Source organism: Hymenobacter radiodurans (assembly GCF_004355185.1).
GTDB classification, from domain to species: domain Bacteria; phylum Bacteroidota; class Bacteroidia; order Cytophagales; family Hymenobacteraceae; genus Hymenobacter; species Hymenobacter radiodurans.
The window spans coordinates 636,988-659,730 of sequence record NZ_CP037922.1 but is presented as its reverse complement, the minus strand read 5'-3'; the positions used below and the strand labels follow the sequence as shown (position 1 = coordinate 659,730).

Below are 22,743 nucleotides of genomic sequence, written 5' to 3'. Positions count from 1 at the left end.
TTCTAAAAACTATGTCAGAAGTAAAATGTGCTTTGCAGCCTATCGTAACACTAGAGCTGGCGCGGCCCGTTCCAATTGCTTGGAAGCAAACCGCGCCTTTTCTAATTAGTCAAGCGTGATTTCCAGCGCCAGACCACGCAACTCATGAATAAGTACGTTGAATGACTCAGGGATATTTGGCTTGGGTAGCACGTCGCCCTTCACGATGGCTTCGTACGCTTTGGCCCGGCCGACAACGTCGTCCGACTTCACCGTCAGGATTTCCTGTAGCACGTTCGACGCACCGAAGGCCTCCAACGCCCACACTTCCATCTCGCCGAAGCGCTGTCCACCAAACTGTGCTTTACCACCTAGCGGCTGCTGGGTAATAAGCGAGTATGGTCCGATAGAACGAGCGTGCATCTTATCATCAACTAGGTGACCCAGTTTCAGCATATAGATAACGCCCACGGTCACCGGCTGGTCGAACTGCTGACCAGTTAAACCATCGTGTAGGTAGGAGCGACCGAAGTGCGGCAGTCCAGCTTCTGCCAACTCACGTGATACTTCCTCTTCGGTAGCACCATCGAAAATTGGGGTAGCGTAGGTACGGCCTAGCTTCAAGCCAGCCCAACCAAGTACAGTCTCATAGATCTGACCGATGTTCATCCGGCTTGGTACGCCGAGCGGGTTGAGCACAATATCCATTGGCGTACCATCAGCCAAGAAAGGCATGTCCTCATCGCGCACGATGCGGGCTACAACCCCTTTGTTACCGTGACGACCAGCCATTTTGTCCCCCACCTTCAGCTTGCGCTTCTTGGCAATGTATACTTTGGCCAGCTGTACGATACCTGCGGGAAGTTCATCACCTACCTCCAGGGTAAACCGGTCGCGCTTGAAACGAGCCGTGATAGTGTTGCGACGCTTGGCGTAGTTTTTCACCAATTGAAGCAGCATGCTATTCACTTTCTCATCGGCAGTCCAGTTCTCTAGGATTAGATCCTTGAACATGTTTACCTCTTCCGGTACAGCATAGTTGCTCTCATCCTTATAAGGGTTCTTCTCGGGGAAGAGCGCTTCGGTGACGTTCTTCTTACCGAATTTCACACCTTTGGACAAGATCTCATCGCCAAATTTGTGCTTTACACCCTGAGAGGTTTTACCCTCTAGAAGCTGCACCAGTTTGTCAACCATTACTGCCTTCACACTACGAAGCTCTTGGGCATAGCGGTCTTTCAACTCTTCTACTTCCTTCTTCGACTTCGCGCGTAAATTCTTGTCTTTCTTGGGACGCGAGAACAGCTTTGTACCGATAACCACACCATTCAAGGATGGCGGCGCCTTAAGCGAAGCGTCTTTCACATCACCAGCTTTGTCACCAAAGATGGCGCGGAGGAGCTTCTCTTCAGGCGTTGGATCAGTTTCACCCTTGGGAGTAATCTTACCGATGAGGATGTCGCCTTCCTTCACCTCTGCGCCCAGACGGATGATACCGTTGTCGTCGAGGTTACGAACAGCTTCTTCGCTCACGTTCGGGATTTCCGAAGTCAACTCTTCCTCACCACGCTTCGTCTCCCGAACCTCCAGTTCGAATTCCTCAATGTGGATAGAAGTGAAGATGTCGTCGCGAACAACACGCTCCGAGATTACAATGGCATCCTCGAAGTTATAGCCTTGCCATGGCATAAAGGCCACCTGCATGTTACGACCGAGAGCTAGCTCACCCTTGTTCGTGCCATAACCCTCACATAGCGGCTCGCCCTTCGTTACGCGCTGACCTTTCTTCACCAGCGGCGTGAGGTTGATGCAAGTGTCCTGGTTAGTACGACGGAATTTGATCAGATCATATGACACTCGCTCGGCATCGAAGCTTACAAGCACATCTTCAGCAGTCAGATCATAGCGAACGATGATCTTATTAGCATCTACATAATCAATTTCACCATCACCTTCAGCGACAACCAGCGTGCGTGAGTCAATAGCAGTACGACCTTCCAAGCCTGTGCCCACAATAGGAGCCTCAGGACGGAGCAGCGGCACAGCCTGACGTTGCATGTTCGAGCCCATCAGTGCGCGGTTGGCATCATCATGCTCCAAGAAGGGAATCAGCGAGGCAGCTACCGATACAATTTGGTTTGGCGCAACGTCCATGTAAGAGTACTCCGCCGGCTCTACCACCGGGAAGTCGCCTTCGAAGCGGCCTTTTACCAATTCTGACAAGAAGTTGCCCTTATCATCAATACGGGCATTAGCTTGCGCGATGTGGTGAGTGTCTTCTTCTTCAGCGGTCAGGTACTTCACCTCATGACTTACGTCTACCTTACCTTCTTTTACAGCACGGTAAGGAGTTTCGATAAAGCCCATACCATTCACGCGAGCGTGAACGCAGAGTGAAGATATCAGACCGATGTTTGGTCCTTCAGGAGTTTCGATCGTGCACAGACGCCCGTAGTGGGTATAGTGTACGTCACGTACTTCGAAACCAGCACGCTCACGCGACAGACCTCCTGGCCCCAGTGCCGATACGCGACGCTTGTGCGTCACCTCAGCCAATGGGTTAGTCTGGTCCATGAACTGGGAAAGCTGGTTCGTACCGAAGAAGGAGTTAATAACCGACGACAACGTACGAGCGTTGATTAGATCAACTGGCTTAAAGTCCTCGTTGTCGCGCACGTTCATACGCTCCTTAATAGTACGCGCCATACGGGCCAAACCCACGCCGAACTGGGCATAAAGCTGCTCCCCTACCGTACGTACCCGGCGGTTAGACAAGTGGTCAATATCATCGACTACTGCCTTCGAGTTAATAAGACCGATCAGGTACTTGACAATGAGAACAATGTCCTCGTTAGTCAATACCCGGGCTTCCCAGTTCTTATCAAGACCTAGTTTCTTATTGATGCGGTAACGACCAACGTCGCCGAGGTCGTAGCGCTTATCAGAGAAGAACAGTTTCTGGATGATGTCACGAGCAGTTTCTTCGTCAGGAGCTTCTGTATTACGGAGCTGACGATAGATTTGCTCCACAGCTTCCTTCTCCGAGTTGGAGTTGTCTTTCTGTAGGGTGTTATAAATAATAGCGAAGTCCGCAATATTCACATTCTCCTTATGAAGAATGATGGACTTGGGGCCCGCGTTGAGGATTACATCGATGTCCTCTTCTTGAATAGTGGAGTCACGCTCCAACAGAACTTCGTTACGATCGATCGACACTACTTCACCAGTATCCTCGTCTACGAAGTCTTCAGTCCAGGTGCGTAGAACCCGAGCAGCCAACTTACGGCCTACTGCCTTCTTCAAGCTTTTCTTCTCTGCCTTTACCTCCTCCGACAAACCAAACAGGTCGAGAATGTCTTTGTCAGTTCCGTAGCCGATAGCACGGAGCAGAGTTGTTACCGGAAATTTCTTCTTACGGTCGATGTAGGCGTACATCACGTTGTTCACGTCTGTGGCAAACTCAATCCACGAACCTTTGAACGGGATGATACGCGCTGAATACAGCTTAGTACCGTTGGTGTGCTTGCTCTGCGCAAAGAACACACCTGGTGAACGATGCAATTGTGATACTATAACACGCTCGGCACCGTTGATCACAAAAGAGCCCTTTTCGGTCATGTAAGGGATATTTCCCAAAAACACTTCCTGCTCAATCGTCTCAAAATCTTCGTTATCCGTATCGTTGCAAATAAGACGGAGCTTAGCTTTCAACGGTACGGAGTAAGTCAAGCCACGGTCAATACACTCGTCGACCGAATATTTCGGCGGGTCGACGTGGTAATCCATAAACTGTAGCACAAAATTCTCGCGCGAGTCCGAGATTGGGAAGTTCTCCGCAAACACCTTGAACAGGCCTTCATCGGCACGGCTTTCGGCCGCAGTCTCCAACTGGAAGAAATCTTGGAACGACTGCAACTGCACGTCCAAGAAATCCGGATACTCGATAACTTTTTTAATCTTGGCGAAATTGATTCGCTCAACGGCTTTCTGCAAAGCCTCTGCTTTCGGTGTAGCCAATGCGTTTGGGTCTTAAGAAATGGACACTGAAGCTTACTAACTCTGGTCAACCTGACCATTCCCACCTACGTACCCGTAGGCACGAAAAGCCGCAATGCGGCGCTGGGGGGCAATTTATTAAAACTTATAGCCTACAAACAGGAAAAGACCTGGCTTAGTTGCCAGGCCTATCCAAGTTTATAGGAGAAAAAGCGGGCCGCAGCTTACTTAACTTCTACTTCAGCGCCGGCTTCTTCCAGTTGCTTCTTCAGCGTGTCGGCTTCGTCTTTGGTAACACCTTCTTTCAAAGGCTTAGGAGCACCATCAACTAGTTCTTTAGCTTCTTTCAAGCCAAGACCAGTCAGGTCTTTTACCAATTTAACTACAGCCAGCTTAGCGCCGCCAGCAGCCTTCAAAATTACGTCGAACGAGGTTTTCTCCTCGGGAGCTTCAGCAGCAGCACCACCGCCACCGCCAGCCATCATTACTGGAGCAGCCGCAGCAGGCTCAATGCCGTACTCGTCCTTCAGGATAGTAGCCAGTTCGTTTACTTCTTTCACCGTCAGGCTAACGAGCTGCTCAGCGAATGCTTTCAAATCTGCCATTTCTGTAGATTGTTAAAAAAAGGTTATTGAATCGTTTGGAAATTGAAAGTGAAAAAGATGAGCAGCGGTTAGCCTGCAACCTCTTCTTTTTCGGAAAGTGTTTTGAGGATACCAGCCAGTTTGCTGCCGCCACTCGATAGAGCAGATATAACATTCTTAGCAGGCGATTGCAGCAACCCAATGATTTCACCGAGAAGTTCCTGCTTGCCTTTGATAGTGCTAAGCATTTCTAGCTGATTAACACCGACATAAACGCCGCTGTCAATATATGCCCCCTTGAGGGCTGGCTTAGGAACTGCAGTTTTGCTGTAGTTCTGCTGCTTGTAGAAATCCTTCAGCAATTTGGCTGGTGCATTGCCTGACTCTTTCGAGAACAGGATGCCTGATTGGCCTTTCAAAGCCTCATCCATCTCGGTGGTATCGCCACCGAGGGTATCGAGAGCTTTGCGGATCAACGTGTTCTTGTACACTTTGTACTCCATCCCGCGGTTGAAGCACAGGCGACGGAAATCGTTGATCTTCGCTACGGACATTGTAGAAGCGTCCGTGATATAGAACGCGTTGTGCGATTGAAACTTTTCGCTCAACTCGTTGACGAGGTCTTGTTTTTCTTCCCGAGTCATAGTTCGTCGTCAGTTAGTTAGGCGGAAGTTACCGTCGTGTCTACCGGAACAGCCGGGCTCATCGTGCTCGAAAGCGTAATACTCTTGATGTAAGTACCTTTAGCCGATGAAGGCTTCAGACGCGTTAGCGTTTGAATTACCTCGAAAGCATTTTCGGCGAGTTTGTTGTCGTCGAAAGATACTTTGCCTACGCTGCAGTGAATGATGCCAGTTTTATCAACTTTGAAGTCGATTTTACCAGCTTTCACTTCCTGAACAGCCTTAGCTACGTCAGTGGTAACAGTACCCGACTTAGGGTTGGGCATTAAGCCACGAGGACCGAGCACACGACCCAGACGACCTACTTTAGCCATTACTGAGGGCATCGTGATAATCACGTCGATGTCAGTCCAGCCTTTCTCGATTTTCGAGATATAGTCATCAAGACCAACAAAGTCAGCACCAGCAGCAGTTGCTTCGGCTTCTTTATCGGGCGTTACTAGAGCTAGTACACGAACGGTTTTGCCGGTACCGTGGGGCAATGTGGCTACGCCACGCACCATTTGGTCAGCTTTACGGGGGTCAACGCCCAGACGCACGTCGATGTCAACGGATGAGTCGAACTTAGTATAGGTGATGTCCTTTACTATTTTCGCTGCCTCAACCAGTGAACGTACTTGCGTCAGGTCGTGCTTGGCAAGGGCTTCCTTGCGTTTTTTGCTAACTTTTGCCATGAGATTTTCTAGGTTTAAAAGTTAGTTTGCAAAGGGAGAATCGCCCTTGACAGTGATACCCATGCTACGGGCTGTACCAGCCACAAGCTTCATAGCTGACTCAATTTTAAATGCGTTGAGGTCAGTCATTTTGGTTTCAGCAATCTGGCGCACCTGATCCCAAGTAACCGAGCCTACCTTATTACGGTTAGGCTCCTTCGACCCACTTTGGATTTTTGCAGCTTCGAGCAGCAATACCGGCGCGGGGGGCGTTTTCACCACGAAGTCAAATGACTTGTCGGTGTACATGGTGATCAAAACGGGACATACTTGGCCGGCCTTATCCTGGGTGCGAGCATTGAACTGCTTGCAAAACTCCATGATGTTAAGGCCTTTGCTACCAAGTGCAGGTCCAACCGGCGGCGAAGGATTCGCGGCGCCTCCCTTTATCTGCAATCGCAGATAACCTCTAATTTCTTTGGCCATTGGTGTTAAAAGGCTTCGGGCTTGCAGGTCGTAACACCATGGGCCCTCAGTTTAAAATTTGCTTCGAGTTACTATGTGGAAGCATCACTGGCTCGAAGCGACTAGCCAGCGACGATAAGATCTTATATACTATGATTCTTTTTCTACTTGAGTGTAACTTAACTCCATTGGAGTGCTACGACCGAAGATTTTAACGATTACGTTAAGCTTCTTACGCTCTTCAAATACCTCGGAAACTGTACCCGAGAAACCACTGAATGCGCCGTCAATCACTTTTACTAGCTCACCAGTAATGAAAGGAGTCTCTAGGGATGCGGTTTGCTCCTCCTGTTCATCTACAATGCCCAGAATGCGGTTAACTTCTGAGATGTGTAGCGGGGCGGGTTTGCTGGAAGCAGTCTTACTGTCCTTATCGCCTACCCAACCAATGACTCCTGGAGTGCTAGTGATGATATGATCAACCTCACCGTGGGTCAGATCGGCATGGATAATAATATAACCTGGGTACAGGTTACGCTCCCGAACACGCTTCTTACCATTACGCATTTCGAACACTTTCTCAATAGGAATTAGCACTTGTGGTACCATTTCCGTCAGATTGTGTCGGCCAAGCTCCGTTTCCAGATATTGCTTAGCTTTCTTTTCTTGTCCGCTCACAGAGCGAACTACATACCACTTCAATTCTCCCATTGATCAGCCGATTAACGGAATGAATTGTAGAAAGCTTCCAAGCCTGTGTTGAACACTAAGTCCATCAGACCAACAACAGCAGCAAAGATGAGTGAGCCAAGTAGTACCAAACCGGCACTTTTCTGCAGTTCCTCAAAAGAAGGCCACGTTACTTTGTAGCGCATCTCCTCAGTAGTCTCGCGGATGTAATTTGTCAGCTTACTCATGTCTGGAGCCAGGTTAGGCTTTAAAGATTGGCCGCACAAACGACCTTTTTGCACGGGCGGAGAGATTCGAACTCCCATCAAAGGTTTTGGAGACCTCTATTCTACCCTTGAACTACGCCCGTAAAAAATGCACCCCACGAAACAAATGTCTCAATTGGGAGTGCAAATGTAAGGTAATATAGGTTCAAAACAAATCCGCCCCCGAAAAATCGGAGGCGGATCGTCTTGACTGTTAATAATTAGTCGAGGATTTCGGTCACCTGACCAGCACCTACAGTACGGCCACCTTCGCGAATAGCGAAACGTAGACCTTTCTCCATAGCCACTTTGCTGATCAATTCCACTTGGATAGTGATGTTGTCACCAGGCATTACCATTTCTACGCCTTCTGGCAGAGTGATGATACCCGTTACGTCAGTGGTACGCAGATAGAACTGAGGACGATAGTTGTTGAAGAAAGGAGTGTGACGGCCACCTTCCTCTTTCGACAACACGTATACCTCAGCCTTGAATTTTTGGTGAGGAGTTACTGAACCTGGCTTGCAAATAACCATGCCGCGACGGATGGCTTCTTTTTCAATACCACGCAGCAACAGACCAACGTTGTCACCAGCTTCGCCACGGTCAAGGATTTTGCGGAACATTTCCACGCCTGTAACCGTCGACTTCAAACCAGGAGCAGCGCCCATACCAAGGATATCAACTTGCTCACCAGAGTTGATGATACCACGCTCGATACGACCAGTTGCTACAGTACCACGACCTGTGATAGAGAACACGTCCTCTACTGGCATCAGGAAGGGCAGGTCAGTTAAACGAGCTGGAATTGGAATAAAACTGTCAACAGCTGCCATCAGTTCCTCAATCTTAGGAACCCAGTTAGCATCACCATTCAGGCCACCCAGAGCAGAGCCCTGAATAACTGGAATATTGTCGCCGTCGAAGTCATAGAAAGAGAGCAACTCGCGGATTTCCATCTCAACGAGTTCGAGCAATTCAGGGTCGTCGACCATGTCGACTTTGTTCATGAACACTACCAACTGAGGTACACCTACTTGGCGAGCCAACAAGATGTGCTCACGGGTCTGAGGCATTGGGCCGTCAGTAGCAGCTACTACAAGGATAGCACCGTCCATTTGAGCGGCACCAGTAACCATGTTCTTCACATAGTCAGCGTGACCAGGGCAGTCAACGTGAGCATAGTGACGGTTTTCAGTAGCGTACTCAACGTGAGCCGTGTTGATAGTGATACCACGCTCTTTCTCCTCAGGAGCATTGTCGATCGAGGAGAAGTCACGCTTAGCGGCCAAACCTTTGTTCGCCAGTACCGAGGTGATAGCAGCGGTCAGGGTCGTTTTGCCGTGGTCCACGTGCCCGATGGTACCGATGTTCACGTGCGGTTTGGAACGATCAAAATTTTCTTTAGCCATTGTAAAGAGATTAGAGAAATGTAGTGGTAATAAGAGGAAAACGCGACTGAGCTAACCTACAAGAAAGCGAAACGCAGCGCTATTTGAAAAGCTTCTGCATGTCGCTTTGCCTTGCTGAAAGATCCAAACGGTGCAGTCGCGCTGCTCCGCCGGTATTAGTACTAGATATTAAGAGCCATTTATGGGATTTGAACCCATGACCTCTTCCTTACCAAGGAAGTGCTCTACCACTGAGCTAAAACGGCTTGATGTAAAACATTATCGTCCTCTTATCATCTTTAATCAACCAACCGTTATTGATAGAAGATGATAAAGAGCGGGAGACGAGGTTCGAACTCGCGACCTACAGCTTGGAAGGCTGTCGCTCTACCAACTGAGCTACTCCCGCGATATAAAGTTTAAAATCTCAAGAATTGATTCCTCAAAAGCAGCATGATAGCTACATGTTAGAGACTCAATTCTTGAATTTTTCAACTTACTCTGTGGGGAGAGAAGGATTCGAACCTTCGAAAGCTTACGCTAACAGAGTTACAGTCTGTCCCATTTGGCCGCTCTGGAACCTCCCCAAGTATATTTCCTCCACCATTCGCAGAGAATATTTTCCTTTAAAAACCCTGACCTGAAAGTGGTAGGGTGGCAAAAGGAGTTGCAAAATTAACGGCTTTCTGATGTAAGTCAAGCTCACAGCCGAAAAGCTTTCAATATTTTTTCTAGCAATGGGGAGCGATCTTTCGAAATTGCCCCCCACGGCTAGAATTTGAGCTACTGATTTACGAAGCCAATTATCTGCGTAAGAGCTATAAAGGTCTGCCTTCACATCATTGAAGCAAAGTATACATGGTCTTCAAGTTGGGGTCTTTTTCTTTTGTGCGAATGTCTTGCAATAGCGTTTTTATGGTCGGCATGCTAGGAGCCATTGCGCTTAAGGCCTTATATGCGCCGAGCCGAACGATGTCGCGTGAGTGAGACCGGGCATAGCTTTCTAAGCGCTGTACTCCTTTGTCACGCTCCACAGGGGGCATTCGTAACATAAAGGTGGCGAAGTTCTGCAAGTAGGATTCATACAGATCCTCGTCGCTTACTTCACTCATACGGCCTAAATACCATTGATATTGATCTACGCTGCCGTTAAGAGCATAGTAATTCGACAAGGCACTTAATAGGCTGGGACTAGCTTTTTCCTGTATCTTATTTATTTGTGCCCTCGATTCAATAGTAGGTGCCTTAGCAAGGGCGTTGATGGCAGCACTAACTACAAGATTAGAGCTGTCCGCTAGAGCGATTGTGTATACAGATCCAAAATCTTCGTTTTGAAAGGAAGATAGGCTTGCTATTGCAGCAGCACGAACTTGGCTTTTCTTATCCTTAGTGGCCACCCGTTGCAGTTCAGTTCGTACAGCGTTGCCTTCCGCTCCTTTATAGCGGCGTAACGCTTCTGCAGCAGCTTGGCGCACGGCCCAGAAATTATCGTTGAGGGCGTTGCGCATCATACCGCTCACGGCTAAGTCTGCTAGCTTGGGGCGCAGCTTTTCGATGGCTTCGTATTTCTGCAAATAATTACGAGCGTGATAGTATTGATAAACTAATTCCTCCTGGGTTAGCTCTTCATCAATGTCCGCTAATAATTGCCCCCCAGAATCAAACTTAACTAAAGTAGGGCGCTGACTTGCGGGTAGTTGAAATGTTTGATTGGCTTTCGTAATAACGATCCGATGATCGGTAGCCTGATTATTTACCCACGTTGTGACAGTGATGGGTAGCCGATATATAGGTGAGAAGGTAGAGTCTTGGAGCTGCTGAACGCGTAGCGCAATTTGCCCCCCAGCGTAACTATGCGTAACACGCAACTCGGGATGGCCTCGTTGTAGAAACCACTGATCGAAGAACCACATTAAGTCCTCGCCGGTCACGTCCTCGAATGCCGTGCGCAACTCGGATAGCTCAACAGCTGTGTATTTGTGCTGGGTGAGATAGCGATTCAGAGAAGCAAAAAAAGCTTCGTCGCCAACATGTTTACGAAGCATATGTAGTACGCGCCCTCCCTTGTTATAGGAATGACGATCAAACATATCTTCTTGGCTAGCATATTGATAGCGCACAAGTGGTTCGCGCTTACTTCTTGCTTCGTCTAAATATTGACCTAGGCTTTTCTGCTGTACCAAGGCAGCAGCATCAGCGCCATATTTGTGTTCAGCCCACAAAAACTCCGAGTAATCGGCGAACGACTCATTGAGGGGCAAATTGGACCATGACTCGCTCGTAACGTAGTCACCAAACCAATGGTGGAATAGCTCGTGGGTGATAGTCGACTCGGCATCGTAGTTCATGTCCTGAATATCACGGGCCGACCGTTGTACGATGGACTGTTCGAACGTAACAGCAGTCGTATTTTCCATCGCTCCTGACACGAAATCATGCACAGCGATTTGAGAGTACTTCTCCCACGGAAAGTCAACACCAAGTTTCTGGGAGTAGAACTCCATCATTTCGGGCGTATTCCCAAATACTGCCTTAGCCGTGCTTTGATACTGTGGATCGACGTAATAATCTACTGCTTTGCCTCTCCAAGTGTCGCTTACCACAGCAAAATTACCGACGGCCATCATGGTCAAATAAGGCGCAGCGGGTAATGACTGTTTCCAGACATCGGTGCGGGTACCATCGGAGTTCTTCTTGGAGGAAATCAGCAGACCATTCGAAAGCGTTTTGTACTGCGCCTCCACTGTCATGGCAATTTCCTGGGTCATCCGCTGATTTGGCTTATCAATAGTCGGAAACCAACACGAGTTAGCCTCAGTCTCCCCCTGCGTCCAGATTTGCTTAGGCTTATTTTTCTCAGTGCCGAGCGGGTTTACGAAATATAAACCCTTATCTGAAGTAATAGCGGCGCTACCATTCGCAGGTAGTTCATTAGGCTTTGCGACGTAGTTGATACGGACTTGATATGTCTCGGAGCGCGTGTACTGCCGGTCGAGATTGATCGTCAGTTTGCGCTTGTCGTAGCCGTAGGTAAGCGTCTTGTCTTTATTGCCCGTAACCAAACGCACATTTTTGATATCAAAGCCTTTGGCGTCGAGGACAACTTGGTTCTGGGGATAGAAGTGCGGACGGAGCGTGAGCAAAGCAGTGCCAAGCAACTGTTGTTTGGCCCAATCAAACCGCACATCGAGCTTCGTATCAAGTACGTTGGTGATGATAGTAGCTGATGGCTGGACAGGATTGGTAGGAGGTAGCCAAGAAGGTACTACCAATGGGGCAACTGGAGCCGTCTGAGCGGCTGGCGAGGAAGCAGAAGAAGAAGCTTTTTTGTTTACAGCAGCCTTATTCGCCGCCGGCTTATTGGATTTCACCGCCTGAGCCGGAGCCCCGAAGTGACACGTAAGGACCAGGCTAAGAGCGCCGAGGACCGAGTATTTCATGCTGGGTGGCAATAAGGAAAGGATGGCTAAAGTTCCGAAATTATTTCAGATTTGGCCTATCTTTAAGCCCCTTTCCGTCTTTTACCGCCCCTCCCCTATGCTGCAAGTACGCACCGGCCCCAATCAAGTATGGGACATTGAGTACCAAGCCAACGGCTCTATTAGCGTAGATAACGAGCCATTTAGTTGGGATATCGTACCGTTAGGTTCTGGTCGCTATCACATACTTTATGAAGGGCGCTCCTATTCTGCTGAGCTAATCACTAGTGATTATGCAGCCAAAACCATCCAACTAAAGCTGAACAATCGGCTCGTAGAGGTGCAGGCCAAAGACCGCTTCGACCTGCTACTTGATAAGCTGGGCATGAGCAATGCCGCGGCCAACAAAGTGCACGAGTTAAAAGCCCCAATGCCCGGTCTGATCGTGGATATTCGGGTAGAGCCCGGCCAAACGGTACAAAAGGGTGAGCCGCTTCTGGTATTAGAAGCGATGAAAATGGAGAACATCCTAAAAGCCCCAAGCGACGTTACGATTGGGGCCATTAAAATAAATTTGCGCGATAACGTGCAGAAGGGCCAAGTGCTCGTACAGTTCACATAAATGCGTTTGGAATGGGTATTAGAAGCTACCCATTTTTGTAAGCATCTTATTCACCAACTTCCACCACTTTGAAGTACAAACGAATTCTGCTCAAGCTAAGCGGTGAGGCGCTGATGGGCCAACAGCAATACGGTATCGACGCCACTCGACTGATGCAGTACGCTGAAGAAATAAAGGCTGTGGCGGCTACAGGCACTCAGTTAGCGGTAGTAATTGGTGGCGGCAATATCTTCCGGGGCGTGCAGGCCGAAACCTTTGGTCTCGACCGCGTTCAGGGTGACTATATGGGCATGCTAGCCACGGTTATCAATTCCATGGCCTTGCAGAGCGCCCTCGAAAAGCTTGAGGTGAATACTCGCCTGCTTTCTGGTCTTACTATTCAGCAGGTATGCGAGCCGTACATCCGGCGGCGTGCTCTGCGGCATTTAGAAAAAGGCCGCGTCGTTATTTTTGGAGCTGGTATCGGCTCACCATACTTCACAACCGACTCGGCAGCTTCGTTGCGAGCCATCGAGATTGAGGCCGACGTGGTACTAAAAGGGACTCGCGTAGACGGCATTTACTCGGCCGATCCAGAGAAAGACCCTTCCGCTGTGCGCTTCCCCGAAATCTCATTTGATGAGGTGATAGAGAAGAACCTGAACGTGATGGATATGACTGCGTTCACGCTCTGCAAGGAAAACAACCTGCCCATCGTTGTATTCGACATGAACAAAACCGGCAACTTGCAACGGCTAATCGATGGCGAGAACATCGGTACGCGCGTGTCGATGGAAGGCGCTGGGGGGCAAATTTTGGATGCCAAGCACAGCAGCCTACAACCTAACCTGAATTTACCAGCGTAACAATTCGCACACCTGACATCATGAGTGCCGAATAATAACTGCCAAATTAATTCGCAGTTCTTCAGAACTCAACTTTTAACATTTACATATTTTCACAATGGACGAAGAAATTCAGTTTTATCTGAGCGAGGCAGAGGAATCAATGGGTAAGGCTCTGCAGCACACCAACTTGGAGCTGAGTCGCATACGGGCTGGCAAGGCCTCACCGGCTATGCTTGAAGGCATCCGGGTTGACTATTATGGTACGCCTACTCCCATTAGCCAAGTAGCAAATATTTCCGCTCCCGATGCTCGTTCACTCTATATCAAAGCGTGGGAAAAAAATATCGTTGGTGAGATCGTAAAGGCTATTAAGAACAGTGACTTAGGTCTTAATCCACAGTCGGATGCGGAAGGTGTTCGCCTGAACATTCCGCCAATGACGGAGGAGCGCCGCCGCGACCTAGTGAAACAGGTGAAAAACGAGTCGGAAGGTGGTAAAGTACGCATTCGTGGTATTCGCAAAGACGTGAACGAGTCGTTGCGCAAGCTGCTGAAAGAGGGCGCTGCGGAAGACGCAGTGAAGGACGCTGAAGCTAAAGTTCAGAAAGCTACCGACAGCTACATCACCAAAATTGATGATTTGATGAGTAAGAAGGAAGCCGAAATTATGACGGTTTGATTTCTGTCGCTTTTAATAAAAAAAGCCCCCCAGACTAATCTGGGGGGCTTTTTTATTATTGCTGCCAATAACCAGCTGCCATTATTCTATCTTCTACTGCTTCAGGGACCAGATAGCGAATAGATTTCCCCCCCGCACACAATCACGGATAAACGTGGCGGAGATGTCAAGTAGAGGCGCCTCTACTACGCGCACGCTGGGGTGCACTTTCAGTTCTGTGGAATCCACATCGGGCCGCGGATACACATATACCTCATGTTCGGCCAGAATGCGGTCTGCTTGCTTCCAGCGCGGTAAATCGGGTAGATTATCTTCGCCCATTAATAACACAAAGCGATGTTGCGGATAACGCCGAACTAACTCATCGAGCGTATCAATCGTATAGCTGGGCTTCGGCATGTGCGCCTCAATATCTAATGCCCGCAGTCGGTCGTTGCCAGCAATAGCCAACTCGACTAGCGCTAGTCGTTCCTCTTCGGGCAACATTTCCTGACCAACTTTGAAGGGGCTCTGGGGCGATACCACCAGCCACACCGCGTCTAAATCGGTGTGGGTGGCCATAAAATGCGCTAAAATGAGGTGGCCGGTATGAACAGGATTGAATGAGCCAAAAAGCAATCCTACCTTTTTATGCTCTTGCTCTGCTGCTAAGCTCACAGAATAGCAGGTTCGGCGGTTATAAACTCACGCACCAGCTTTTGAGCTTGCGCCATTGCCTCATCAAGGTCATCATTGACTATGGTTACGTCAAAGCGATCCTCGAATGTAAGTTCGAAGTTTGCCTTATACAATCGAGCCGATATACTGGCCGCGGAGTCGGTAGCACGCGATTTTAGTCGCTCTTCTAACACTTCCAGCGAAGGTGGTTTTACGAAAACCGCTAATGCGCGGTCTTTGTAAAACTCTTTGATACTCAACCCTCCTTTGACATCAACATCCAAGACAGCGTGTTTACCGCTCTCCCAGATGCGTTCAATCTCAGATTTGAGAGTGCCGTAAAAAGCCCCCTCATATACCTCTTCCCACTCGACAAACTCATCGTGGCGGATTTTCTCCTGAAATTCCTGAACGGAGATAAAGTAATAGTCTTTGCCATTCGCCTCCGTGCGGCCACGCCTATCGCGGGTACAGGCTGAAATCGAAAAGCTTAGCTCTGGAATCCGCTCCAGCAGCCGATGGACTATAGTAGTTTTGCCGGCTCCGGAAGGGGCCGAAAACACGATGATTTTACCCTGCATGAGGCGAAATTAGGCCATTTCTGCCTGAACTCTCGCCATGATGGTGTGGGGAAGGGAAGAAGGAGCACCCTTACGACCTACTTTCTCATTGATAAAATCAACGAAAACCTGCTGTTTATCAATGCTATCGAAGCAAGGAGAGCAGTCTTCGGCGTGATTGATGAAATATTCTTCATCCTCCTCGTTAGGATCCTGCCCCACAATAATTTGGTCGAGAATTGTGTTTACACGTTCACAATCAGGTCCAGGAGCGGCGGCTTGCTGGTTGGGGGCTGTGGTAGAGGTAGTTTCCATAAGGGAGCCAGAAGTATTATTGTTAATCTTCGTCTGTATTGGGAGCGTCAGCTTCGTTTTCGTCGTCGTTGCCATAGCCCATTGATTTAGCGTATTTCTCTAATTTTTCTTTCAGGAAGTTGCGAGCCCGATGCAAACGGGAACGCACCGTACCGATGGGAATATCCAGCACCTTAGCCATTTCTTCATAAGTGAATCCTTCCAGATCACAGAGAATAATGACGGTGCGGAAATCTACGGGCAGCGAGTTGAGCGCGCTGGCTACCTCGTCGCCGATGAGGTCGCGCACAGACTGCTGCCGCATATCCGACGAAGTGCTTCCCACATCGCCCTCGGCCTCCACATCTTCCGTGTTGTAGTAACCCTCAATTTCGCTGTAGTCGACTTTGGCGGGTTGCTTACTCTTTTTCGGAAGTCGTTTATGAACGAGTTTTTCAGGATGCGAAACAGCCACGCTTTCGCGTTGGTTCCCTGTTCGAAGTACTCAAAGAAACGATAGGCCTTTAAATAGGTCTCCTGCACGAGGTCGTTGGCGTCGTCTTCGTCGAGAGTAAGGCGGTAGGCAAAGTTGTAGAGCGGGTCGAGCACCGGCATCAGTTCGGCCTGAAACCGCCGGTCTTTTTCTTCCTTGCTCAGCTTGGGTACCCGTTCGGGAGAATCGCTCATGGAGGCTAAAATTACGGCCGAATATCACCAAAAAAGGACAATCAGCCAAGAAACGTATACTACTATACCCGTTCGCTTAGGGAAGGTTTGCGGCAGCCATTTGGCCGCGTCGCTCGCCAGCTACCACTAGAAAGCTGTAAAGAAACACGAACAAGTTGAAGCCGATTTGGAGCTCCAGCAGTGAATCAACCAGCATTCCGGTGCCCATTACAACCAGGAAATGTATCACGTACGGGTTTCTACGTAAACTAGGTTGCGCTAGCGGTCCAAGCAGAACCAGTAGCCAAAGAAATAATCCGATTACGCCACCGCCTACCAAGTAGTGCAGGTACTGATTATGGATCATGACGCGGTTGGCGGGTGATAGGCCATAGTCACGCCACTCGTATTGGCGCATCATCTCAGCCCGCACATCGGCTATGCCTACGCCCACCCACGGCCGGAAAGTGGTGATGACGCGGGCCGTTTCCCAGGCTGCAAAGCGCTGCGACACGGAAAAATCGTTGATATCCCGGTCCGCCGAAAACTGCGCTATATCATAGGCTGTACCTAGCACCCGGTAGCGGAAAGAAGTTAGGAGGTTATAGGTTAGGAAAGGCGCAATGAGCAGAAAAGCCAACAAAATGCCCCCCAACAGGTAACGCCGCTGCTTTACAATAAGAAAGACCCCATTTACCAATAAAGCGGCGTAGAGCACTAGCAACCCCGTCCGATAAGCTAGAACGTGTAGCGCTACGGCCGCCGAAATGCCCCCCAGAATTAATAGCCCCTGCGCTACTCTTCCCGCATATCTGCTACTGCTTAATAATGGACCGAAGTAAGCAGCCAAGGCCAGCATCAGGCCAAAATGAATGTGAAAAATACCCGTTACGGAAGCAGTGTTTTGACCCATCATAATCAACTCATTGTTGGCCAGCGGGTTGAGCAAATAACGAATAACCGTAGCACCACCTACTAGTGACGCTCCAGCTACAAACAAACAACCGACGGCGTAGCGCTGCTGGGCGCTCAGTGGTACAGCTAAAGCAAAAGCCAGCGGTACTCCTATCAAGGGAAGCTGCCGATATATCTGGTGCTTCCAAACCGGCCAATCCTCGGTATACAAGCCACTTACTACTAACAATAGATACAGCAGTGCTAAGCCCCAAGCTGATCTATTGCGCAGCCATGGCACTAAGGCTAAGCGTGCCTTGGGGTTCGCTAAGGCAGCTGCCACACCTACCAGCGGGCTCAGGGCGACTAGTGCCCGCGAAGCAAAAAGCCCAGCTACCCCAGCCACACAAGCTAGCAGCAGCAAGTATTGCGATACGCGGCCTTGTTGCCATGCTTGCCGCAAGCGTGACAACGAGGAAGTAGGAGGAGCAGAATTAGATATTAGCGCCAAAATATCAGGATGCGGGACTAGCTAACGGTTGCCACCCCGAAATACGTGCCAACACTTGCGCTGGCTGAATAGCACGTATGCAAGTGCACGCTGCGGGCTGAGCTCGGCAATCGGTACAGTTGGGACGGTCGAACACGAGGTACTCGGCATGAGGCCCAAGCGGCGCCCACCGACCCGGGTCCGTAGGTCGCAGGGGTGGATAAATTCCTAGTGCTTGTCGGCCCAGCGCAGCGGCCAGATGTAGAGGCCCCGTACTGGCCGCTACTAATCCATCGGCCGCGTGAATGAATGCCAGAAGTTGGGGCAGAGAGAGTTGTCCAGTTAAGTCGGCGGTAAGTGCGGCAGCATGGGCCGTTAGCCACGGACGCAGCATTTCACCGTCGGCAGCGGTGCCCGTAATAAACACGCGATGCCCAGCCTCATGTAGTAGCTGTGCTAAGGTGCCAAAATGATCGAGGCCCCATTCGCGCGCACTACCTCGGGAACTAGGATGCAAAATAATATTGAGCTGGCCCGCTTTACGATTTCGAAGCAGCTGTTGAAAAAAGCCCCCAGCGCTTCAACTGGCTGCAGCTTACTTAAAGTCGCTACCTCGGCCAAAGGCAAACCATCAGTTGAAGCAGCAAGCGGACCCAGCAAACGAAGATTCAGTTGAGCTTCATGCAAAGGAGAATGGCGACGACTCAGAGCCACCAATCGGTTGCAAGTCAGCCAATGAAACCAGCGGTTGCGCGTGCCAATACGCACAGGAATATCGGCTTGCTGCGCCAACCGGGCTACAGCTTTGTTGGGGGAAACGTGAAGAATGGCGGTAGCCCCTTCTGCTTTAAGCAACTCAACTTGTGCGCTGGGGGGCTTTTCTAGTAGTTCATCTACGTTGATAAACCCATCCACCTGCGGACAGGATTCGGCTACGGCCTGTGTGTACGTGCGGCCTATTAGCACGACCCGGCACGCCGGAAATAAGCGCTTCAACTGCCCGCAAACGGGCAAGGTCAGTACCACGTCGCCAATGGCATCTGTCCGGCTTACCAGAAAGGTTTTCATTTAGCGGAAGGTGTAGACTGAGTACGCAGCTTGGCGTATTTTAAAAAAACGCCCCCCGCAGAAATGCTCGCAATGCACAGGCCAGCAAACCCATCGAGAAAGCCCAAACGCAGAAAATAACCGTGCACGAACTTCCAGATAGGCTTGAGCAGAAGATGAAAAAGCGTGGCGTTTTGCTTTCCGCGTAGCGCCAGCTCCTCAGCTGCGATGCTGGTAAAACGGTTGAGTTGTGTGACGTGTTGTGCTACCGAATCGTAAGAGTAATGGAGTAAGTCGCCCGATAATGCACCGACATGTTGCCCCACAGTCACTTCGTAGCGCTCGTGCAAAAGCAAGCCAGTCCAGCGCCCCAAGCGCCGGTCGTAGAGGCGTAGCTTGCGATCGGGGTACCAGCCACCGTGGCGCACCCAGGTACCACAATAGTTGGTGAGCCGAGCTAAGGTGTAGCCCGCACCCTGCCAATTCTGTTTCGCTTCCCGAATGCTTTGGCGCAGTTCCTCCGTCAGCACCTCATCGGCATCGAGTTGGAGCACATAATCAAAGCGAGCTTGGGCCGTGGCAAAATTCTTCTGCTCCACGTAGCCGGCAAAAGCCTGCTGAACAACCCGGGCCTGCCGACTCTCACAGATACTTACCGTCTCATCAGTCGAGAAGGAATCAACTACTACTACTTCATCGGCAATGTCGCCAAGTGCATCCAGGCATCGGCCGATGTTGCGCTCTTCATTGAACGTAATAATGACGACGGAGAGAGAAAGGGACATGGGGGGCAAATATCTGTAATGATTGCATAGCGCTGGCCTTTTCTGTTAAATCTATAATGCTCGAATAAGAAGGCAAAGCAGGTATAAGGGTTTTGGCAGAATGTATTAAAACAACAAAAAGCCCCCAGATATCATCTGGGGGCTTTTTTATTAATTAAACCGAATCCTAGTAGCGGTACAAGTCCGACTTGAACGGGCCTTGTACATCTACACCGATGTACTGAGCCTGCTTCGGCCGTAACTCATCTAATTCTACACCGATCTTGGCCAAGTGCAGATAAGCTACTTTCTCGTCGAGGTGCTTAGGCAGCGTGTATACTTTGTTCTCGTACTGGTCAGCGTTCTGCCACAACTCTAGCTGCGCCAATACCTGGTTGGTGAACGAGTTTGACATCACGAATGAAGGGTGGCCTGTAGCACAGCCCAAGTTCACCAAGCGGCCTTCGGCCAAGATGATGACCTCTTTGCCGTCGATGTTGTACAAATCAACTTGGGGCTTCACTGTGTCTTTGGTGTGGCCATAGTTGCCATTGAGCCAAGCCATATCGATTTCATCGTCGAAGTGACCGATGTTGCAAACGATAGCCTTGTCCTTCAGCGCGCGGAAGTGCTCTTCGGTGATGATATCGCAGTTGCCGGTAGCCGTTACCACGATGTCGGCCTCTTTGATGGCGTTCGCCATCTTCTTCACCGCGTAGCCGTCCATAGCAGCCTGCAGTGCGCAAATTGGGTCAATCTCGGTAACGATAACGCGAGCACCAGCACCGCGCAGCGAAGCAGCCGTACCTTTTCCTACGTCGCCGTAACCAGCTACAACGGCAATTTTGCCAGCCATCATTACGTCAGTTGCCCGGCGGATAGCGTCTACTGCCGACTCTTTGCAACCATACTTGTTGTCGAACTTCGACTTGGTCACAGAGTCATTGATGTTGAAGGCAGGCATGAGCAGGCTGCCATTCTTTACCCGATCTAACAGACGCAATACGCCGGTAGTGGTTTCCTCAGAAATGCCTTTGATGCCAGCAGCCAACTCAGGGAAGTTGTTGAGGACCATATTAGTCAGATCGCCGCCATCATCCAGAATCATGTTCAGGGGCTGACGATCTGCACCGAAATACAGGGTCTGCTCGATGCACCAGTTGAACTCCTCCTCATTCATGCCCTTCCAAGCATAGACCGGGATGCCCGCAGCAGCAATAGCAGCGGCAGCATGGTCCTGAGTAGAGAAGATATTGCACGATGACCAAGTTACGTCAGCACCCAGCGCGATAAGCGTCTCGATGAGTACGGCGGTCTGGATAGTCATGTGCAGGCAGCCAGCAATGCGGGCACCCTTCAGCGGCTGCGAAGCACCAAACTCTTCGCGCAAAGCCATCAGGCCCGGCATTTCAGCCTCCGCCAAACGGATTTCCTTGCGGCCCCATTCGGCCAGCGACATGTCTTTTACTTTGTAAGGAACGTAGGTCGTATCAACCATGATATAGTGTTTTTTTGCTATTCAACTGCAAAGGTAATCAAATTGTTAGTTGGAGATGAAAAACAAAGAACCTGCTCCGATAAGGAACAGGTTCTTTTAGAGCTAATTAGTAGCTGCTGCTGAGCTAGTTATTCTCAATTACCGTTGCTCTCGGCTGCAAGGTTTGATCGAGGCTGCTGGCTACGCCGCGTACAAGCACGGTGTAAATTTTGCCGACCGCATAGTTCCGGGTGCCGGTACCTGCGCCCGTGCCGTTGCCAACTGAGGTTACCGTGGCATTGGTGCTGTTCGTCACTACAAAGTTGTAATCACCGGGCGTTATCTCTACAAAAGCTGAAGCCGTCGGAAATGCTACCGTAGGAATAACGTTCACCGGAGCGCCCGATGCCGAAGCCTGCGCCAAGTTTACGGGGCTAGGAGCACCCTGGCCCAGATGAACCAACCGGATTTTGGCCTTTCCTGCTGTTGGAGCAGTCAAATCATCGGATACCGCGAGCAGAGCAACTGCATTCGCAGTCGTGCTGGGAGCGTAGGCGAACAGTGACTGATTCTTGTCGCGCTCAATAGTAACGGTCTGCGTTGCAGCGTTCTGGTCGGAAGCAGCAACGTTAATCTTTACTTCCTGTGCGCCAGCTGGAGCATTCAGGTAGCTCGAATTCTGGCCATAGTTAAGCTGACCTACTTCCGAATTATTGATCAGCACTTTTACGCGCACGTTGGCGGAGGCAGCAGCGTGTACAGCCATTACTCGGCCATTACCCGGACCATTGTCATCATCGTCGCCGCAGCCGGAGAAGGCTAGCGCGGCGGCAGGCATTGCAGCCAGCAGGAGGTAGCGGCGAAAAGCAGTTGCGAGAGTTGTCATAAGCAAATTAAATGTGGAACCTAAGTAAACTGGCCTCAGAACGTAGAGCTTGGCCCTTTTGTTGAGTTAGCGGTTGAAAGATTTTGCTCTCACTGAACTAATTCCGCCGCCCTGTAGTCAATTACCTTTCCCTACCTATTGCTGCTTACTGCTCCTATGAATATGCACCCTTTTCGTTCTTTTGCCTTATTGCTCAGCTTCTTGCTGGTATTTAGTGTTGCACAAGCCCAGCAAACGCCTACCATTTTACGCCTCAGCCCCGAGGACCAAGGCCGTGGCCTGAACGGCTCTCAAAAGAACTTCTATTTTGCCCCCAGGGCACAAATGAGTACCAGAATGCTGGCTTTTTTGGGCAGCGCTTGCGTCCTTATTTGGCCGGTAACACCCAGGCTCTGGAGCACCTAAATAGCTACCGGCAGCAGAAATGGCTGTTTTTGGCGGAGCGTCTGACCTTTGTGGGTGCCTTAGGATTCTATGGTCAGCAGGTGCTGGCTGGCGAAGGCGAGCAGCGCTATTTTAGCAATCCGCAGAAGGTGGCTATTGGGGTGGCCGCTGCCAGTTTGCTGGCAAACGTATTCATTAGCCGTAACACTAATACCCATTTTCAGCGCGCAGTAGAAGCTCATAATGCTGGCTGGCCAGCAGCGCGGGGGAGCCTTTTCCAGCGTGTATCGCCCACGGCTGTGGGTCTTACGGCGGCTCCTACTGGCCAACCTCAGCTCGCATTGCGCTGGAATTTGCGCTAGATTGCGCTAAAGAGCCAGTTTTTGCGTAA

General features: G+C 50.1%; 22 protein-coding genes, 4 tRNA genes and 1 pseudogene. 4 read left to right on the top strand and 23 right to left on the bottom strand.

Translation table 11 applies throughout. The features are described 5' to 3' along the window. Window positions 1–105: 105 nt before the first annotated feature. The 13 genes from rpoB to EPD59_RS03875 all read right to left on the bottom strand — a co-directional run bounded on the left by rpoB (window position 106) and on the right by EPD59_RS03875 (window position 12,126). A complete protein-coding gene (rpoB, locus tag EPD59_RS03935; protein ID WP_373285324.1) occupies window positions 106–3,996 on the bottom strand; it encodes a DNA-directed RNA polymerase subunit beta in 3,891 nt (1,296 codons plus the stop codon). 203 nt (window positions 3,997–4,199) lie between these two features. Next, window positions 4,200–4,580: a 50S ribosomal protein L7/L12 gene (rplL, locus tag EPD59_RS03930; RefSeq protein ID WP_084445969.1), complete on the bottom strand. Its 381-nt coding sequence runs from the start codon at window positions 4,578–4,580 to the stop codon at window positions 4,200–4,202. Between the two features lie 68 nt (window positions 4,581–4,648). Continuing rightward, a complete protein-coding gene (gene rplJ, locus EPD59_RS03925; protein WP_133271649.1) occupies window positions 4,649–5,203 on the bottom strand; it encodes a 50S ribosomal protein L10 in 555 nt (184 codons plus the stop codon). A gap of 17 nt (window positions 5,204–5,220) precedes the next feature. Further along, on the bottom strand, window positions 5,221–5,916 hold the full coding sequence (gene rplA / locus EPD59_RS03920) for a 50S ribosomal protein L1 (protein WP_133271648.1): 696 nt from the start codon (window positions 5,914–5,916) through the stop codon (window positions 5,221–5,223). A gap of 21 nt (window positions 5,917–5,937) precedes the next feature. Further along, window positions 5,938–6,381 carry a 50S ribosomal protein L11 gene (rplK, locus tag EPD59_RS03915; protein WP_133271647.1) on the bottom strand — a complete coding sequence of 148 codons (444 nt, stop codon included), beginning with the start codon at window positions 6,379–6,381 and terminating at the stop codon, window positions 5,938–5,940. A gap of 129 nt (window positions 6,382–6,510) precedes the next feature. Then, complete coding sequence (gene nusG / locus EPD59_RS03910) at window positions 6,511–7,071, bottom strand: transcription termination/antitermination protein NusG (protein WP_133271646.1); 561 nt, start codon at window positions 7,069–7,071, stop codon at window positions 6,511–6,513. Between the two features lie 11 nt (window positions 7,072–7,082). Then, window positions 7,083–7,277, bottom strand: coding sequence for a preprotein translocase subunit SecE (gene secE / locus EPD59_RS03905; RefSeq protein ID WP_133271645.1), 195 nt, complete (start codon window positions 7,275–7,277; stop codon window positions 7,083–7,085). A 51-nt stretch (window positions 7,278–7,328) separates the two neighbouring features. Then, window positions 7,329–7,399, bottom strand: a tRNA-Trp gene (locus EPD59_RS03900). Between the two features lie 117 nt (window positions 7,400–7,516). Then, a complete protein-coding gene (gene tuf / locus EPD59_RS03895) occupies window positions 7,517–8,707 on the bottom strand; it encodes an elongation factor Tu (RefSeq protein WP_133271644.1) in 1,191 nt (396 codons plus the stop codon). A gap of 173 nt (window positions 8,708–8,880) precedes the next feature. After that, window positions 8,881–8,952 (bottom strand) — tRNA-Thr (locus EPD59_RS03890). A gap of 70 nt (window positions 8,953–9,022) precedes the next feature. Further along, window positions 9,023–9,095: transfer RNA gene (locus tag EPD59_RS03885), tRNA-Gly, on the bottom strand. A gap of 95 nt (window positions 9,096–9,190) precedes the next feature. After that, window positions 9,191–9,273 (bottom strand) — tRNA-Tyr (locus EPD59_RS03880). A gap of 252 nt (window positions 9,274–9,525) precedes the next feature. Continuing rightward, window positions 9,526–12,126 carry a M1 family metallopeptidase gene (locus EPD59_RS03875; RefSeq protein ID WP_133271643.1) on the bottom strand — a complete coding sequence of 867 codons (2,601 nt, stop codon included), beginning with the start codon at window positions 12,124–12,126 and terminating at the stop codon, window positions 9,526–9,528. Window positions 12,127–12,223: 97 nt separating this feature from the next. On the opposite strand from EPD59_RS03875, the gene EPD59_RS03870 reads away from it, so the two are divergent. The 3 genes from EPD59_RS03870 to frr all read left to right on the top strand — a co-directional run bounded on the left by EPD59_RS03870 (window position 12,224) and on the right by frr (window position 14,233). Beyond that, window positions 12,224–12,727 (top strand): biotin/lipoyl-containing protein, encoded by a 504-nt coding sequence (locus EPD59_RS03870; RefSeq protein WP_133271642.1) that lies wholly within the window; start codon window positions 12,224–12,226, stop codon window positions 12,725–12,727. A 68-nt stretch (window positions 12,728–12,795) separates the two neighbouring features. Next, window positions 12,796–13,572 (top strand): UMP kinase, encoded by a 777-nt coding sequence (gene pyrH / locus EPD59_RS03865; protein ID WP_133271641.1) that lies wholly within the window; start codon window positions 12,796–12,798, stop codon window positions 13,570–13,572. Window positions 13,573–13,669: 97 nt separating this feature from the next. Beyond that, window positions 13,670–14,233 carry a ribosome recycling factor gene (gene frr, locus EPD59_RS03860; protein WP_133271640.1) on the top strand — a complete coding sequence of 188 codons (564 nt, stop codon included), beginning with the start codon at window positions 13,670–13,672 and terminating at the stop codon, window positions 14,231–14,233. Window positions 14,234–14,326: 93 nt separating this feature from the next. Here frr and nadD read toward each other — a convergent pair whose 3' ends face one another. The 10 genes and pseudogenes from nadD to EPD59_RS03810 form a co-directional block, all read right to left on the bottom strand. Next, on the bottom strand, window positions 14,327–14,890 hold the full coding sequence (gene nadD / locus EPD59_RS03855) for a nicotinate (nicotinamide) nucleotide adenylyltransferase (protein ID WP_317128447.1): 564 nt from the start codon (window positions 14,888–14,890) through the stop codon (window positions 14,327–14,329). Then, window positions 14,887–15,471: a guanylate kinase gene (gmk, locus tag EPD59_RS03850; protein WP_133271639.1), complete on the bottom strand. Its 585-nt coding sequence runs from the start codon at window positions 15,469–15,471 to the stop codon at window positions 14,887–14,889. The genes nadD and gmk overlap by 4 nt, the downstream gene beginning before the upstream one ends. 9 nt (window positions 15,472–15,480) lie before the next feature. Further along, window positions 15,481–15,765, bottom strand: coding sequence for a hypothetical protein (locus tag EPD59_RS03845; RefSeq protein ID WP_133271638.1), 285 nt, complete (start codon window positions 15,763–15,765; stop codon window positions 15,481–15,483). Window positions 15,766–15,787: 22 nt separating this feature from the next. After that, window positions 15,788–16,431: pseudogene (locus tag EPD59_RS03840) on the bottom strand (sigma-70 family RNA polymerase sigma factor). 76 nt (window positions 16,432–16,507) lie between these two features. Next, a complete protein-coding gene (locus tag EPD59_RS03835) occupies window positions 16,508–17,815 on the bottom strand; it encodes an O-antigen ligase family protein (RefSeq protein ID WP_133271637.1) in 1,308 nt (435 codons plus the stop codon). A gap of 4 nt (window positions 17,816–17,819) precedes the next feature. Further along, on the bottom strand, window positions 17,820–18,311 hold the full coding sequence (locus EPD59_RS03830; protein ID WP_165963467.1) for a glycosyltransferase family 9 protein: 492 nt from the start codon (window positions 18,309–18,311) through the stop codon (window positions 17,820–17,822). Beyond that, window positions 18,251–18,862: a glycosyltransferase family 9 protein gene (locus tag EPD59_RS03825; RefSeq protein ID WP_133271635.1), complete on the bottom strand. Its 612-nt coding sequence runs from the start codon at window positions 18,860–18,862 to the stop codon at window positions 18,251–18,253. The genes EPD59_RS03830 and EPD59_RS03825 overlap by 61 nt, the downstream gene beginning before the upstream one ends. Further along, window positions 18,859–19,626 (bottom strand): glycosyltransferase family 2 protein, encoded by a 768-nt coding sequence (locus EPD59_RS03820; RefSeq protein ID WP_133271634.1) that lies wholly within the window; start codon window positions 19,624–19,626, stop codon window positions 18,859–18,861. The genes EPD59_RS03825 and EPD59_RS03820 overlap by 4 nt, the downstream gene beginning before the upstream one ends. A 166-nt stretch (window positions 19,627–19,792) precedes the next feature. Continuing rightward, window positions 19,793–21,103, bottom strand: coding sequence for an adenosylhomocysteinase (gene ahcY, locus EPD59_RS03815; protein ID WP_133271633.1), 1,311 nt, complete (start codon window positions 21,101–21,103; stop codon window positions 19,793–19,795). Between the two features lie 124 nt (window positions 21,104–21,227). Next, the gene (locus EPD59_RS03810) at window positions 21,228–21,968 is read right to left on the bottom strand and encodes a DUF4397 domain-containing protein (RefSeq protein ID WP_133271632.1); all 741 of its coding nucleotides are present in this window, start codon (window positions 21,966–21,968) and stop codon (window positions 21,228–21,230) included. A gap of 359 nt (window positions 21,969–22,327) precedes the next feature. Between EPD59_RS03810 and EPD59_RS03805 the strand changes: the two genes are divergently transcribed. Beyond that, the gene (locus tag EPD59_RS03805) at window positions 22,328–22,714 is read left to right on the top strand and encodes a hypothetical protein (RefSeq protein ID WP_133271631.1); all 387 of its coding nucleotides are present in this window, start codon (window positions 22,328–22,330) and stop codon (window positions 22,712–22,714) included. The last annotated feature ends 29 nt before the right edge of the window (window positions 22,715–22,743 follow it).

What these genes read in the sequence shown, in the direction of transcription:
- rplL (WP_084445969.1), bottom strand. Translation starts at nt 4,580, where the DNA reads ATGGCAGATTTGAAAGCATTCGCTGAGCAGCTCGTTAGCCTGACGGTG.
- rplJ (WP_133271649.1), bottom strand. Translation starts at nt 5,203, where the DNA reads ATGACTCGGGAAGAAAAACAAGACCTCGTCAACGAGTTGAGCGAAAAG.
- rplA (WP_133271648.1), bottom strand. Translation starts at nt 5,916, where the DNA reads ATGGCAAAAGTTAGCAAAAAACGCAAGGAAGCCCTTGCCAAGCACGAC.
- rplK (WP_133271647.1), bottom strand. Translation starts at nt 6,381, where the DNA reads ATGGCCAAAGAAATTAGAGGTTATCTGCGATTGCAGATAAAGGGAGGC.
- nusG (WP_133271646.1), bottom strand. Translation starts at nt 7,071, where the DNA reads ATGGGAGAATTGAAGTGGTATGTAGTTCGCTCTGTGAGCGGACAAGAA.
- secE (WP_133271645.1), bottom strand. Translation starts at nt 7,277, where the DNA reads ATGAGTAAGCTGACAAATTACATCCGCGAGACTACTGAGGAGATGCGC.
- tuf (WP_133271644.1), bottom strand. Translation starts at nt 8,707, where the DNA reads ATGGCTAAAGAAAATTTTGATCGTTCCAAACCGCACGTGAACATCGGT.
- EPD59_RS03875 (WP_133271643.1), bottom strand. Translation starts at nt 12,126, where the DNA reads ATGAAATACTCGGTCCTCGGCGCTCTTAGCCTGGTCCTTACGTGTCAC.
- EPD59_RS03870 (WP_133271642.1), top strand. Translation starts at nt 12,224, where the DNA reads ATGCTGCAAGTACGCACCGGCCCCAATCAAGTATGGGACATTGAGTAC.
- frr (WP_133271640.1), top strand. Translation starts at nt 13,670, where the DNA reads ATGGACGAAGAAATTCAGTTTTATCTGAGCGAGGCAGAGGAATCAATG.
- gmk (WP_133271639.1), bottom strand. Translation starts at nt 15,471, where the DNA reads ATGCAGGGTAAAATCATCGTGTTTTCGGCCCCTTCCGGAGCCGGCAAA.
- EPD59_RS03845 (WP_133271638.1), bottom strand. Translation starts at nt 15,765, where the DNA reads ATGGAAACTACCTCTACCACAGCCCCCAACCAGCAAGCCGCCGCTCCT.
- EPD59_RS03825 (WP_133271635.1), bottom strand. Translation starts at nt 18,862, where the DNA reads ATGAAAACCTTTCTGGTAAGCCGGACAGATGCCATTGGCGACGTGGTA.
- EPD59_RS03820 (WP_133271634.1), bottom strand. Translation starts at nt 19,626, where the DNA reads ATGTCCCTTTCTCTCTCCGTCGTCATTATTACGTTCAATGAAGAGCGC.
- ahcY (WP_133271633.1), bottom strand. Translation starts at nt 21,103, where the DNA reads ATGGTTGATACGACCTACGTTCCTTACAAAGTAAAAGACATGTCGCTG.
- EPD59_RS03810 (WP_133271632.1), bottom strand. Translation starts at nt 21,968, where the DNA reads ATGACAACTCTCGCAACTGCTTTTCGCCGCTACCTCCTGCTGGCTGCA.